General features: G+C 65.0%; 14 protein-coding genes. 10 read left to right on the forward strand and 4 right to left on the reverse strand.

Going from position 1 to position 14,080, the window contains the following annotated elements; all coding sequences use genetic code 11:
- On the reverse strand, window positions 1–681 hold a 681-nt coding region (locus IVA91_RS31250; protein WP_247276191.1), incomplete at its 3' end, for a porin.
- Window positions 682–992: 311 nt separating this feature from the next.
- Between IVA91_RS31250 and IVA91_RS31255 the strand changes: the two genes are divergently transcribed.
- From IVA91_RS31255 to IVA91_RS31290, 8 genes are all read left to right on the forward strand, one after another.
- A complete protein-coding gene (locus IVA91_RS31255; protein ID WP_247276192.1) occupies window positions 993–2,399 on the forward strand; it encodes a DegQ family serine endoprotease in 1,407 nt (468 codons plus the stop codon).
- Window positions 2,396–3,727 (forward strand): replication-associated recombination protein A, encoded by a 1,332-nt coding sequence (locus tag IVA91_RS31260; protein WP_247460085.1) that lies wholly within the window; start codon window positions 2,396–2,398, stop codon window positions 3,725–3,727. Before IVA91_RS31255 ends, IVA91_RS31260 begins: the two co-directional genes overlap by 4 nt.
- A gap of 56 nt (window positions 3,728–3,783) precedes the next feature.
- Window positions 3,784–4,998: an RluA family pseudouridine synthase gene (locus IVA91_RS31265; RefSeq protein ID WP_247460087.1), complete on the forward strand. Its 1,215-nt coding sequence runs from the start codon at window positions 3,784–3,786 to the stop codon at window positions 4,996–4,998.
- Between the two features lie 139 nt (window positions 4,999–5,137).
- Window positions 5,138–5,932, forward strand: a complete 795-nt coding sequence (locus IVA91_RS31270) for an ATP12 family protein (protein ID WP_247416832.1) — start codon at window positions 5,138–5,140, stop codon at window positions 5,930–5,932.
- Between the two features lie 56 nt (window positions 5,933–5,988).
- Window positions 5,989–7,614, forward strand: a complete 1,626-nt coding sequence (locus IVA91_RS31275) for a flagellar hook-length control protein FliK (protein WP_247276196.1) — start codon at window positions 5,989–5,991, stop codon at window positions 7,612–7,614.
- Window positions 7,611–7,874 (forward strand): EscU/YscU/HrcU family type III secretion system export apparatus switch protein, encoded by a 264-nt coding sequence (locus IVA91_RS31280; RefSeq protein WP_247276197.1) that lies wholly within the window; start codon window positions 7,611–7,613, stop codon window positions 7,872–7,874. Before IVA91_RS31275 ends, IVA91_RS31280 begins: the two co-directional genes overlap by 4 nt.
- A gap of 149 nt (window positions 7,875–8,023) precedes the next feature.
- Window positions 8,024–8,842, forward strand: coding sequence for a class D beta-lactamase (gene blaOXA / locus IVA91_RS31285; protein ID WP_247276198.1), 819 nt, complete (start codon window positions 8,024–8,026; stop codon window positions 8,840–8,842).
- A gap of 63 nt (window positions 8,843–8,905) precedes the next feature.
- Window positions 8,906–9,562, forward strand: coding sequence for a carboxymuconolactone decarboxylase family protein (locus IVA91_RS31290; RefSeq protein ID WP_247276199.1), 657 nt, complete (start codon window positions 8,906–8,908; stop codon window positions 9,560–9,562).
- 152 nt (window positions 9,563–9,714) lie between these two features.
- On the opposite strand, the gene IVA91_RS31295 is transcribed toward IVA91_RS31290, so the two are convergent.
- The gene (locus tag IVA91_RS31295) at window positions 9,715–10,710 is read right to left on the reverse strand and encodes a dienelactone hydrolase family protein (RefSeq protein WP_247460089.1); all 996 of its coding nucleotides are present in this window, start codon (window positions 10,708–10,710) and stop codon (window positions 9,715–9,717) included.
- Window positions 10,711–11,137: 427 nt separating this feature from the next.
- On the opposite strand from IVA91_RS31295, the gene IVA91_RS31300 reads away from it, so the two are divergent.
- Complete coding sequence (locus IVA91_RS31300) at window positions 11,138–12,670, forward strand: acyl-CoA carboxylase subunit beta (protein WP_247276200.1); 1,533 nt, start codon at window positions 11,138–11,140, stop codon at window positions 12,668–12,670.
- Between the two features lie 98 nt (window positions 12,671–12,768).
- Window positions 12,769–13,116 (forward strand): hypothetical protein, encoded by a 348-nt coding sequence (locus tag IVA91_RS31305; RefSeq protein WP_247276201.1) that lies wholly within the window; start codon window positions 12,769–12,771, stop codon window positions 13,114–13,116.
- An 18-nt stretch (window positions 13,117–13,134) separates the two neighbouring features.
- Here the strand turns inward: IVA91_RS31305 and IVA91_RS31310 are convergent, their stop codons facing one another.
- Entirely contained in the window at window positions 13,135–13,287 is a 153-nt protein-coding gene (locus IVA91_RS31310) for a hypothetical protein (RefSeq protein WP_247276202.1), read from the reverse strand.
- Between the two features lie 94 nt (window positions 13,288–13,381).
- Window positions 13,382–14,035: a glutathione S-transferase family protein gene (locus IVA91_RS31315; protein ID WP_247460091.1), complete on the reverse strand. Its 654-nt coding sequence runs from the start codon at window positions 14,033–14,035 to the stop codon at window positions 13,382–13,384.
- Between the last annotated feature and the right edge of the window lie 45 nt (window positions 14,036–14,080).

Raw genomic sequence — 14,080 nt, forward strand, 5'->3', positions numbered from 1 at the left:
GATGCCGGCCTCGATCGCCATCCGTCCGCCGAACGGCTTCAAGCCGGTGTAGCTGAGATAGGCGTTCTCGACCCCGGAGACGCCACCGCCCGGAAGGGATCCCGGCGCCGCGCCGCCAAATCCATCGGACGAGCCGCCGAAGTCGTAGACCAGCGCGAAGTTCCAGTCGTTGAAGAACTTGCCGGTCAGGCCGATGCGCGCGCGGCGAACGTTCTGGCCGCTGTCGAGCTTCTGCGGCACGGTCGCCGCGGTGTTTGGACGATAGTCATAACCACCGACATCCCAGTGCAGGCGGCTGGTGATGGCGACGCAATTGGCCTGGTCGGCGGTGCAGACAGTTGGCCGGTTGTTCGGCATCGTCACGACCACACCGGAGGCCGGCGCCGGTCCTTTGACGGGGATTGCCGCATTGGCGTTGGCAACGACGGCCTTTGCCTCCGAGCGCGCCTCGGCCTTGGCTTCAGCCTTCGCTTCGGCTCTGGCCTTCGCCGTAGCCGCCGTGTTCGCCGCGGTCTGGCTCTGGAGCTTGTCGAGCTTCTGCTCCAGCATCTTCAGCTGCTGCTTCAACAGCGCGATCTCCTGCTCGCTGCTGCTTACCGTTTGGGTCTGGGCTTGGGCCTGCGAGGCCGCCAGCGCGCCGGCGAGACCGATCGCCGTGGCCGCAATCCTTGTTCTGCTCATGTCATGACTCCATCGTTTGACGAACTTCCCCAAGTCGCTGGCGGAGCCTAGGTGTGATCGATGACTGCCCCGCGACGCTGCGCCCGGTTGCGCGGTTCCCACTGATGCCAATTCGCCGCAACCGAATCCGCTCGACACTACAATGGTGGATGACGCGCATCATGCCAATCCATCACTCTGGCAAATTGCCGCTTAGTACGCTGTGCTTGCATCTCGGACACCACGGGGAAGAGGCCGAATATTGCCGCCCGGCGCCCTTCTATTGGCGGGCGAACGCGCCTATATTCCGGCGTCTTTTCCAAGAGGTAGGAATGTTTCGATCGACCTGGAGCGCCGTCGTCGCGGCCCTGTGCATAGCGTTTTCAGCCCACTTCAATCCGACTGCTGCGCAGGACCGTCGGGTGCCATCGTCGCCGGCCGAGCTGCGGCTGTCCTATGCACCGATCGTGCAGCGTGTGCAGCCGGCCGTCGTCAACGTCTATGCCGCCAAGGTGGTGCAGAACCGCAATCCGCTGCTCGACGACCCGATCTTCCGCCGTTTCTTCGGCGTGCCGGGCCAGCAGCCCGAGCAGATGCAGCGTTCGCTCGGCTCCGGAGTCATCGTCGATGCCTCCGGCCTCGTCGTCACCAACGTCCACGTCATCGAGGGCGCGGACCAGGTGAAAGTGTCATTGTCGGACAAGCGCGAATTCGAGGCCGAGATCCTGCTGAAGGATTCCCGCACCGATCTCGCCGTGCTCCGCCTGAAGGACTCCAAGGAGAAATTCCCGACTCTGGACTTCACCAATTCCGACGAATTGCTGGTCGGTGACGTCGTCCTCGCCATCGGCAATCCCTTCGGCGTCGGCCAGACCGTGACCCACGGCATCATCTCGGCGCTGGCGCGCACGCAGGTCGGCATCACCGATTACCAGTTCTTCATCCAGACCGATGCGGCGATCAATCCCGGCAATTCCGGCGGCGCGCTGGTCGACATGAGCGGCAAGCTCGCCGGCATCAACACTGCGATCTATTCGCGCTCCGGCGGCTCGCAAGGTATCGGCTTTGCCATTCCCGCCAACATGGTGCGCGTCGTCGTCGCTTCCGCCAAGAGTGGCGGCAAGGCAGTGAAGCGGCCGTGGCTGGGGGCAAAATTGCAGGCGGTGACGCCCGAGATCGCCGAAAGCCTCGGCTTGCGTTCGCCGACCGGCGCGCTGGTCGCAAGCGTGGTGCCGAATGGCCCCGCGGCGAAGGCCGGCCTGAAATCCTCCGACCTCATCACCGGGATCGACGGCCAGATCGTGGACGATCCCAATGCCTTCGACTACCGCTTCGCAACCCGTCCGCTGGGCGGTACCGCGCAGATCGACGTGCAGCGCGGCAGCAAGCCGGTCAAGCTGACGGTGGCGCTGGAGACTGCCCCCGACACCGGCCGCAACGAGCTCGTCGTGACCGCGCGCTCGCCATTCCAGGGCGCGAAAGTCTCGACCATCACGCCGGCGCTCGCCGACGAATTGCATCTGGATGCCGACACCGAAGGCGTCGTGATCACCGATATCGGCGGCGATACCGCGGCCGCAAATGTCGGTTTTCAGAAAGGCGACATCATCCTGGCCGTCAACAACCAAAAGATCAGCAAGACCGGGGACCTCGAGAAGGCTGCCGGCGAGCGGTCGCGGATCTGGCGCATCACGCTGGTGCGCGGCGGCCAGCAGATCAACGTCACGCTAGGCGGATGAGTTCGAAGCGACCACAGGAGACGCCAACTCTCTTCGCCGCGGCGGGGCTCGATCACGACGCTCCACATCCGCTGCCGGACCGGCTGCGTCCGCGCGCGCTGTCGGAGGTTGTGGGCCAGGACCACATCCTCGGTCCGGACGGTGCGCTGACGCGCATGCTGGAGACGCGCACGCTCGGCTCGCTCATCTTCTGGGGGCCGCCGGGTACCGGCAAGACCACGGTGGCGCGGCTGCTGGCGGATGCAACCGACCTGCATTTCGAGCAGATTTCCGCGGTGTTCTCCGGTGTCGCCGATTTGAAGAAGGCCTTCGATGCCGCGCGCGCCCGCCGCGAGACGGGCAAGGGCACGCTGCTGTTCGTCGATGAGGTGCATCGATTTAATCGTGCCCAGCAGGATTCGTTTCTGCCTGTGATGGAAGACGGCACGGTGGTCCTGGTCGGCGCCACCACCGAGAATCCGTCGTTCGAGCTCAACGCGGCGTTGCTCTCTCGCGCGCGCGTCCTGGTGTTTCGCTCGCTCGATGCTGCCGCGATCGAAAAGCTGTTCGCCCATGCCGAGGCGGTCGAGGGCAAGAAGCTGCCGCTCGATGCCGAGGCACGCGCGGTTCTGGTGCGCATGGCCGACGGCGACGGACGTGCCTCGCTGACGCTCGCCGAGGAAGTCTGGCGCGCCGCGCGCAAGGACGAGATTTTCGACGCCGCGCAGCTGCAGGAGATTTTGCAGCGCCGCGCCCCGATCTACGACAAGTCGGCCGATGGCCATTACAACCTGATCTCGGCGCTGCATAAATCGGTGCGCGGCTCTGATCCCGATGCCGCGCTCTATTACCTCGCGCGCATGCTCGATGCCGGCGAGGATCCGCTGTTCCTGGCCCGCCGCGTCGTGCGCATGGCCGTGGAGGACATCGGGCTTGCCGATCCACAGGCGCTCGTCATCGCCAATGCGGCTAAGGACGCCTTCGACTTTCTCGGCCATCCCGAGGGGGAGCTCGCGATCGCGCAGGCCGTGGTCTATCTCGCCACCGCGCCGAAATCGAACGCGGTCTACACTGCCTTCGGCACGGCGATGCAGGTGGCAAAACAGGCCGGCTCGCTCCTGCCGCCAAAACACATCCTCAATTCCCCGACCAAGCTGATGAAGTCGGAAGGCTACGGCGCAGCTTACGAATACGACCACGACACGCCGGAAGCCTTCTCCGGCCAGGATTATTTCCCGGAAGCCCTGGGCCGCCAGACTTTTTATGACCCGCCCGAGCGCGGTTTCGAGCGCGAGATCAGAAAACGGCTGGATTACTGGGCCAAGCTGCGCAAGGAGCGGGGTGGCTGAGGCCCAATCGCCATTTCGTCGTGACGAAAGGGCTCTTTTGGGATAGGCAGGCAGCCATGAGCCGCCGCATCAAGAGAATGAACCCAAAGCCCCGTTCGCGCGACGAGCGCGGTGACGCGCGTCCCTTCAAGGCGCGCAGCGCGCAGAAAGCGGGGCCGCGGCCGGGCGGCAAGGCAGCGAGCAAGCCGCCGCGCTTTGCAGGCGAGCGCGCCGAGCGGCGCGCACCCAAAGCTGCGCTGGAAAAGACCGCGCCGGAAAAGTCCGTCGAGGCATTGCTGCCGACCAAGGTGCAGACTGTCACCGTCACGGCCGACGAGAACAACATGCGCGTCGACCGCTTTCTCGAAGCACGCTTTCCCGGCCTGTCGTTCTCCCACATCCAGCGCGTCGTGCGCAAAGGCGAGCTGCGCGTCGACGGCAAGCGCGTCGACAGCAAGGACCGCCTGGAGGAGGGCCAGAGCGTCCGCATTCCGCCGCTGAAGCTCGACACGCCGAAGGCCGCCGGCCCACTCTCGGAAGCCGCGCAGAAGACGCTGGCCGCGCTGAAGGAGATGACGATCTGGGAGGACGATGACGTGCTCGTGCTCAACAAGCCCGCCGGACTTGCCGTGCAGGGCGGCTCGGGCATGACGCGGCACATCGACCAGATGCTGGAGGTGATGCGCGATTCCAAGGGCCAGAAACCGCGCCTCGTGCACCGTATCGACCGGGAGACGTCGGGCTGTCTCCTGATCGCCAAGACGCGCTTTGCCGCCTCGCATCTGACCGGCGCGTTCCGCTCGCGGTCGGCGCGAAAGGTCTATTGGGCGCTGGTGCCGGGCCTGCCGAAGCCAAAGCAGGGCCGCATCTCGACCTTCCTCGCGAAGGAGGAGGGCGAGGACGATACTATCATGCGCATCGCCCAGCATGGCGATGAGGGCGCAAGCCACGCGGTGACCTATTATGCGGTGGTCGAGACCGCCGGCAACAAGCTGACCTGGGTGTCGCTGAAGCCGGTGACGGGACGCACCCACCAGCTCCGCGCCCACATGGCCCATATCGGCCATCCCATCGTCGGCGACCCCAAATATTTCAACATCGAGAATTGGCAGCTGCCGGGCGGCTTGCAAAACCGTCTGCATCTCCTGGCACGCCGGATCGTCATTCCGCATCCGCGCGGCGGCGTGATCGACGCCACGGCACCACTGCCGCCGCATATGCAGCAATCGTGGAATCTGCTCGGGCTCGACGCAACCCGGTTTGATCCGATCGAGAACGCGCCGGAGGAGTAGGGCTAGGCGCCGGGGCCAGCCAAAGCCCGGCGAACGGGCCGCAATGCCCGCAAGTTCCCTTATGCCTGCCGCTCGCTTTGTCGCCCGCCGCCCTTATCTTTGAAAGCTTAGCACTCAGCGACCGGGACCGAAGACTCACATGCGCGAATTGTTCGAAGAAGCTGCGGGGCAACCCGCGTCGGATCCGCAGGAATCGGCGCGCGCCTCCGCGCGCGCGCCCCTGCGCAAGCGCTTCTACAAGGATGCCGGCGCAGTCGAGGCCGAGGGCGGTTTCGCCATCGCCCTCGACGGCAAGCCGATCCGCACGCCCTCCGGCCGCCAGGTGCTGATTCCCTCGCGCGAGCTCGCCGATGCGGTTGCTGCCGAATGGGCGGCACAGGGCGAGACGATCGATCCCGTGACCATGCCACTGACGCGGATCGCCAACAGTGTAGTCGAGGGTGTGATCGACCGGATCGATCTCGTCAGCGACGACCTCGCAAAATACTTCGAGACCGACCTGTTGTTCTATCGCGCCGGCCACCCCGAAGGGCTGGTTGCCCGCGAGGCCGCGCATTGGGACCCCGTGCTGTTTTGGGCCGCAGAGACGCTGGGCGCGCATTTCATCCTGTCCGAAGGCATCATGCATGTGAAGCAGCCGGACGAGGCGGTCAGGGCCGCGCGCGCCGCGCTGCCGGGGGATGCCTGGTCGGTCGCGGCGCTCCATATGGTGACAACGTTGACCGGCTCGGCGCTGCTGGCGCTGGCCCTGGCCCATGGCGTGCGCGATGCTGGGCAGGTCTGGGCCGCCGCCCATGTCGATGAGGACTGGAACATCGACCAATGGGGCGTGGACGAGGAAGCGGCCGCTCGCCGCGCCACGCGCCTGCGGGATTTCGAGGCCGCCGTGACGGTCTTGGCGACGGTAAAGCCGCAAGCACCGGAAGGTCCTTAACGAGAGGTTTACGAGGCGGCCTTAGGGTGGCGCCAGCATTCCCTGGGCCCTTCGAGATGCCGACGCCGATAAGCTCGATCGTTCCGATCAGCGCCGCCAGCCCTGTGGCTGACGCGGCGACGCCCGATCTCGTGCTTCAGGCCGGCAGCGTTGTCGACGCCAAAGTGGTCAGCGTGCTCGCCGACAATCTCGTGCGGATCGCAATCGCCAACCTTTCGATGGACGTGATGTCGGAAGTGGCGTTGTCGCCGGGGCAGAATCTCCAGCTCGCGGTGTCGCAGAACGACGGCACCATCCGGCTCGCCGTCGTCGTGGGCGGGGCAGACGGGGCGGCGTCCGATCAGATTACGCTGACGCCGGCTGCGGCCTCGCTGATGGATAGCCCGCCGCTTGCGCCGTCGACGAGCGCTGCGCGCAATACGCTGACGCCAGCGGAGCAGATTGCCGTCACTGCGGCGTCCGCCGAGGCCGTGACCAGGCAGGGCAGCCAAGCGCCGCTATTCGCCAATCTCGCCGCGGTCGTCGTCGGCAGCGATTTGCCGGCGGGGCTGAAGCAGGCCGTGCTGGACGTGCTGGCGCAGCAGACGCCGCTCAACGCCGGGCTCGACGGCGGCGATATCGAGACTGCCTTCCAAAAGTCTGGCCTCTTCCTCGAAGCCTCGCTGGCCGCCGGCCGCACGCCGGCGTCCGGCGCAACGCCCGATTTGAAAGCGGCGTTGCTCGTGCTGCGCCAGACGCTGGCCGCGCTCGGGACAACCTCGCCTCAGACGCAAGGCGCCGCCATTCCTGCCAGCGCCACGGGCACACCGCAGGTCAACGCCGCGCCGGCGCAGGCAGCAGGTGAGGCCGCGCAGGCCGCATTGTCGTCAGCGGCCCCCGATATTGCCCAAACGGCGCAACATCCGCGCGGCGCTAATCTCGCGGCCGCGGTCCTCGCCGACATGGCTGCCAAGGCGCCACAAATGGCGATGCCGCGAACCGTGACGGCCGGCCTTGCCGCCAGCCTCTTGCAGGAGATGACGCAGAACCTGCCGCGGATCATCGGCAACGTGCCCGGCTCCAACAAGGCCGTACCGGATGGCCACATCTTCGAGGTGGCCACCCATGCGACCGCGCCACCACCGTTCCGCGGCGCATTGCCGGTGCCCCAACCCATCGCCTCGCCATCGCTCGCGCCCGATACCCCGCTCGCTGCAACCGTGCACCGTCTGCTCGACGACACCGATGCCGCGATCGCGCGGCAGACATTGCTTCAGATCGCCTCGCTCCCTGATCGCGCCGATGCCTCCGGCCACCGCATCGACCCGGCCGTGCCGCAATGGAGTTTCGAAATTCCCTTCGCAACCCAACAGGGCACCGCGATGGCGCAGTTCGAGATCTCGCGCGACGGCGGCAACGAATCCGCCGATCCCGCCACGCGTGCCTGGCGCGCGCGCTTCTCACTTAATGTCGAGCCGGCAGGTCCCGTGCATGCGCTGATCACGCTGAGCGGCGACAAGACTTTTGTGCGGATGTGGGCGGAGCGGCCGGCGACGGCGCAGCAGCTCCGCGCCGGAATCGGTGAACTCAACCAGGCACTGACGAGAGCCGAGCTCAAGCCCGGTGATATCGTGGTGCGCGAGGGCACCCCGCCGCAACCGGCGCCGGCCCGCGCCGGACATTTCCTGGATCGGGCCACATGAGCGACGCCTCCAAGCTTGCGATTGCCCTGCACTACGAGAAGGGCACCAACGCCCCCGTCGTCGTCGCCAAGGGCAAGGGCACGATCGGTGAAAAGATCGTCGAGATCGCCAAGGCCCATGACATTCCGATCGAGGAGAACGAGGTCTTGGCCGGCGCGCTCTCCAAGCTCGAGCTCGGCGAGGAGATCCCTCCAGACCTCTACAAGGCCGTCGCCGAAGTGCTGGTGTTCGTGCTGCGGCTTTCGGGTCGCGGGCGGTAGAGCATGATCCGGACCCCGGAGGACCGCGTTAGCGCAAAGTGTGGAGCGGTCTTCCGAAAAAACATCGTGCTCAAGAAATAACCTGTCATCGTTTCACCAGATATCGGCGGCATTGTCGCGACCACTCTCATCATCATTGGATACCGCTCTTGCTGACCCGTCGTTCCACCCTCGGTCTGCTTGCCGCAGCCGCCACCGTGCCGTCACGCGCGCTCGCTCACGTCGCGCCGCCGCGCAACGAAATCCGCGACAGCTTGGCCAAACGCTTCACCGATCTCGGCACATCGGGCACCTTCGTCGGCTACAAGGTCGAGGACTATCTGATCGTCGCCAGCGACAAGGAGCGCTCGGGCGAGGGGAAGCTGCCGGCCTCGACCTTCAAGATTCCAAACTCGTTGATTGCGCTCGAGACCGGTGTGGTCACTGACCCCGACAAGGACGTGTTTCCCTGGGACGGCGTGAAGCGTCCGATCGAGGCCTGGAACAAGGATCACACGCTGCGGACTGCGATTGCAGTCAGTGCGGTGCCGGTCTATCAGGAGATCGCGCGCCGCATCGGCCAGCAGCGCATGCAAAAGTATGTTGACGAGTTCGACTACGGCAACCGCGACATCGGCGGCGGCATCGACCAGTTCTGGCTCACCGGGGCCTTGCGCATCGATGCCGTCGAGCAGATCGACTTCGTCGACCGGCTGCGCCGGCGCGCGCTGCCGATCAGCAAGCGCAGCCAGGATCTCGTCTGCGACATCCTGCCGGTGACCAAGGTGGGCGAAAGCGTCATTCGCGCCAAGTCCGGCCTGCTTGGTGCTGAGCGCGGCGAGCCGTCGCTCGGCTGGATGGTGGGCTGGGCCGAGAAAGGCGAAGCGCACACCGTGTTCGCGCTCAACATCGACTGCCGCGAGCCACGCCACATCGAAGCCCGCATGACGCTGACGCAAGCCTGCCTTGCCGATATTGGTGCGATCTAGCGCTACCGCGCTGGTGCCGCTCGACTAGCATCCTCCCGCCAAAGAAAACCGGGAGGATGGAAAATGAATGCAACGCCGCTCTGGCTGTCGTCGCTCACGCTTGCCGCAGCAAGCGGCTGGTTCGCTGCCACGATGTTTGCCGGCCCCGCCACCAGCAAGGAGCCACGGTTTCCGCAGCTCACCATGGATCAGCTCGACGCCAGGCAGAAGCCGCTCGGCGAGCAGATCATGAAGGTGTCGAGCGTCGGCATCGGCGGACCCTACAATTCGATGATCCGCAGCCCCGTGCTCGGCCAGCGCCTGTTCGACCTGTTCCACTATCTGCGCTGGGAGACCTCGGTCCCGGTCAAGCTCAACGAGTTCGCGATCCTGATCATCGGGCGTCAATGGCGGTCGCAGGTGGAATGGTACGCGCACGCGCCGCTGGCGGCGAAGGCAGGGCTGTCGGCCGACATCATCGCGGAGCTGAAGGCCAACAAGCGGCCGTCGAAGATGGCCGATGACGAGGCGGTGGTCTACGACTTCGTCACCGAGCTCACCACCACCAAGAAAGTCACCGACGAGACTTATGCGCGCGCGAAGAAGGTGTTCAACGACCAGCAGATTGTCGATCTCACTGCAGTTGCCGGCAATTACGTGATGGTCGCGATGCTGCTGGCAATGGCCGAGGAGACGGTGCCGCCTGGCAAGGAGGAGCCGTTCAAGCCAGGGGAGCCGTAAGGCTCGCCATTGCGAGGAGCTCGCGCCAAACTGCAGTACCGTAGGGTGGGCAAAGGCACGCAGCGCCGTGCCCCACCTTCGTCTCATGACTGTGATTGGTGGGCACGCTCCGCTTTGCCCACCCTACGAGAGCTGGGGCGGAGCAAACAGTCTCACCCCAATTTGAACAGCACCTGCAAAAACTCCTCCACGGCCTTGCGCGCTTCGGCGGCTGTCTTCGGATTGCCGCCGACATGCGGGTTGAGCTCGACACAGGCGTCCTTGTAGGAGAAGGGCGCGTTGGTATCGCCGTTCATCAACACGCCGCCGTCACCTTCCTTGATATGGCAGTTGCGCACGGTTTGCGCGTTGGCGGACACAGTGACGGTGTTGAGGCCGAGCAGGCCGCTGTCGAACCCATGTGCACTGTCAGGATATTCGGTCAGCACCACGTCGCGCCCGACCGCCTTGAGCCGCTCGACGAAAGCCCTGCAGCTTTTCACGGGATTGTAGTCGTCGGGCGCGCCGTGGAAGATGCGGATCGGTCGCGCGACGACTTCGCTATCGCCAACATAGGTCGTCGAGCAATCCGGATAGAACGGGATATAGGCCGCGAACTGGATGCCTGACTTATTCCACAGCTTGTTGAAGCGCTCGAGGCTCGCATAGAGCGTCGCCTGTCCGCCGCGTGAAAAGCCCATCAGCACGATGCGGTCAGGATCGACGCGGGGATGCTTCGCCAAAATCTCCAGCGACCGGTAGATGTCCACGATCAAATTGAGTCGGCCCAGGAAGGCCTGGTTCGGCCCGACCACCGTCAGGCCGCGCCCTGTAAAGCCGTCGATCACGAAGGTGGAGATGCCCATAGCGTTGAACGCGTGCACCCAGGCTTCCGTAGTGGCGCCGACGCCGCTCGAGCCGTGCATCAGCACCACGACGGGGAGTTTTCCGGTCCCTTGCGCGACACGCAGTTCGCCCGCGACCGTCACCGGCTTGCCGGCCGCCGCATCACCACTGAGGAATTGCTGGTCGGAGAGGGTGAGCGAGGGGATCGGGTAGATCTCGGCGCGGGTGGCGACCTCTTTCGGAAGCGATTGTGCGTTGGCGCCAATGCCCGCGAACAGAGTCGATATAAAGAGCGCCACAGCAACGCGGAATGCCCTCGGCATCGGATCTCCTCTCAGGATTTTGATCGGGTGCAACAACAGGCTCGCGCGCTGGGACGATCATCGTGGACATTGCGCGATGCTTGCGTCAGACATGAGGACCGCCGCCGTACCAACTCGGCTCACGCAACATTGGCGCCTGATCGTGGGTTCGGAGCAAGCCTGAATCGGCTGGCCTGGTCAACCGGGCTGGACGGCAATTTGCGGGCGACGGCCAGGATCGGGCGCTCCCGCCGAGAGGGGCGAAGCCGAACCCGGCCTGTCCTGGCGATGCCCCTGGCCATGCTCGCCTCCCAGGCAAAACTTTGTAATTCCTTGCGCTTTCACGCTGCGGCAGGGCAGCCCTGCGGCGCCGAAAGGCGCTTTCCGGGCCGCAAAATGCCGTGTTAGAACCCGGCATCGCTTAAGGCTTAAGAACTGGCGGGAGCAAATGAAACACATCCTGGACGCCCTTGAAGATCGTCGTGCCGGTGCCAAGCTCGGCGGCGGGGAGAAGCGCATCGAGGCGCAGCACGCCCGCGGCAAGCTGACCGCGCGCGAGCGCATCGAGCTCCTGCTCGACAAGGGATCGTTCGAGGAATTCGACATGTTCGTCGAGCATCGCTCCACCGAGTTCGGCATGGAGAAGAACAAGATCCCGGGCGATGGCGTCGTCACCGGCTGGGGCACCGTCAATGGCCGCAAGACCTTCGTCTTCGCCAAGGATTTCACCGTGTTCGGCGGCTCGCTGTCCGAGACCCACGCGCTGAAGATCACGAAGCTGCAGGACATGGCGATGAAGGCGCGGGCGCCGATCATCGGCCTCTATGACGCCGGCGGCGCCCGTATCCAGGAGGGAGTCGCCGCGCTGGCCGGCTATTCCTACGTGTTTCGCCGCAACGTGCTCGCCTCGGGCGTGATCCCGCAGATCTCCGTCATCATGGGCCCGTGCGCCGGGGGCGACGTCTATTCACCCGCAATGACCGACTTCATCTTCATGGTGAAGAACACCAGCTACATGTTCGTCACCGGCCCCGACGTCGTGAAGACGGTAACGAACGAGGTCGTCACGGCCGAAGAGCTCGGCGGCGCCTCGGTGCACGCCACGCGCTCCTCGATCGCGGATGGCGCCTTCGAGAACGACGTCGAGACGCTGCTCCAGATGCGCCGTCTGATCGACTTCCTGCCATCCAACAACACCGACGGCGTGCCGGAATGGCCGAGCTTCGACGACATCGGCCGCATCGACATGTCGCTCGACACGCTGATCCCCGACAATCCGAACAAGCCCTACGATATGAAGGAATTGATCCTGAAGGTCGTGGACGAGGGCGACTTCTTCGAGATCGCGGAGGCCTTCGCCAAGAACATCGTCACAGGCTTTGGCCGCATCGCGGGCCGCACCGTTGGCTTCGTCGCAAATCAGCCGATGGTGCTGGCCGGCGTGCTCGACTCTGATGCGTCGCGGAAAGCGGCGCGCTTCGTCCGCTTCTGCGACGCCTTCAACATCCCGATCGTCACCTTCGTCGACGTGCCGGGCTTCCTGCCGGGCACCGCGCAGGAATATGGCGGCCTGATCAAGCACGGCGCCAAGCTGCTGTTCGCCTATTCGCAATGCACCGTGCCGCTGGTGACCATCATCACCCGCAAGGCCTATGGTGGTGCCTTCGACGTCATGGCCTCCAAGGAGATCGGCGCCGACATGAACTACGCCTGGCCGACCGCACAGATCGCGGTGATGGGCGCCAAGGGCGCGGTCGAGATCATCTTCCGCAGTGACATCGGCGACCCCGACAAGATCGCGGCGCGAACCAAGGAATACGAAGACCGGTTCTTATCGCCGTTCATCGCCGCCGAGCGCGGCTACATCGACGACGTCATCATGCCGCATTCGACAAGAAAGCGGATCGCCCGGGCGCTGGCGATGCTGAAGGACAAGAAGACGGAAATGCCGGCGAAGAAGCACGACAATTTACCGTTGTGAGCGCACACAGCCCGGATGCGCGCAGCGACATCCGGATCTTTGCCTAAGCCCCGCATCTCGCTTCGCTGATGCGGGTTACCAATATCTTCTGAATTCGCATGACCGAAGACGATCCGATCGATGAGATCTCCGATATCGAGGCGCGGATCGAAGCGCTCGCCGAGATTGCCGAGCGGTGCCGGAAATACATTCTGGCGTCCAAGATCGCCATCGGCGGCGGGACCGCGCTGCTGCTCGTCACGATCCTCGGTCTGTTGGGATTAGGCCAGACCGCCGCGCTCGGATCGATCGCTCTGGTGTTGGGTGGGATCGTCTCGCTCGGCTCGAACGTCAGCACGTTGCGGCAGACGGACGAGGCCATCAGTGCTGCGGAGGCGCGTCGTTCGGCGCTGATCGGAAGCATCGATCTTCGCGTCGTTGCCGATACGCCGCTGAAGCTGGTGTGACGCGACGCGTCGCACGCCCTACGCCGCAGTCCTGAGCGTCAGCACCTGCAACTCCGCGCGGCATTCGGCTGCGAAGGCCTGAAGGCGTTCCGCGGTTTGCTGGTCGAGGATCGCCTTTGCTAAGCGCTCGGCGCGGGCAATCTGTTCTTTGAGATACGCGATACGGGCCATGGGTCACCTTTCGCCTCGAATAATTTGAGGCAAATTGCTTCGTTCCGATGGCTATGAGCGTACGCTTACCACCGGGTTAATGATGTGCGGCAGGTCACGCTCGGCGGGCCGCATCCCCCGCGGCGAAATGCGCCATTTGGTCCGCGCGGGCTTTGAGGAAGGCCGGGCGGGCCGTGGCCCGGGCGAGGTAAGCGCGACAGGCCGGGTGGTTCGCAAGTCCCTCGAAACGGTCGACGGGGCGCAGCACGTCCGACATCAGGATGTCGGCGACGGAGAAGGACCCCGCCAACCATTCGCGGCGGGCCAGCACCGGTTCGAGATGCTTGAGACGAACCGTAAGGAACCCGTCCAGGAATTTCCATCCTGGCGTGCCGTCCGCATTGCCCATGAAGTTCAGCATCGCCCAGGGCAGGCTCGCCATCTCCACCGAATTGAGCGCGGCGAACACCCATTTCGTCGCCTCGCTGCGGCGGCGCGGATCCGATGGCATCAGCTTGTCGCTGCGCTCGCCGAGATGCAGCAGGATCGCGCCGCTCTCGAAGATCGAGAGGTCGCCATCGGTCAGCCACGGCACCTGGCCGAAGGGCTGGTGCGCGAGATGTGCGGCGCCGCGGTCCTCGAACGGCACGCTCGCGACGCGATAGGGCAAAGCGGCTTCTTCGAGCGCCCAGCGCACACGGAGGTCGCGCACGAAACCCCTGGGCATCTCGGGAACCCAGTCGAAGGTGGTCAGCGTGAGGTCGGCCATGTCGTCTCTCCGTATCTTGGCTCAGACCAAGGACGAGCAAAGGGC

This window comes from Bradyrhizobium sp. 153 (genome assembly GCF_023073835.1).
In the GTDB taxonomy this organism is placed as follows: domain Bacteria; phylum Pseudomonadota; class Alphaproteobacteria; order Rhizobiales; family Xanthobacteraceae; genus Bradyrhizobium.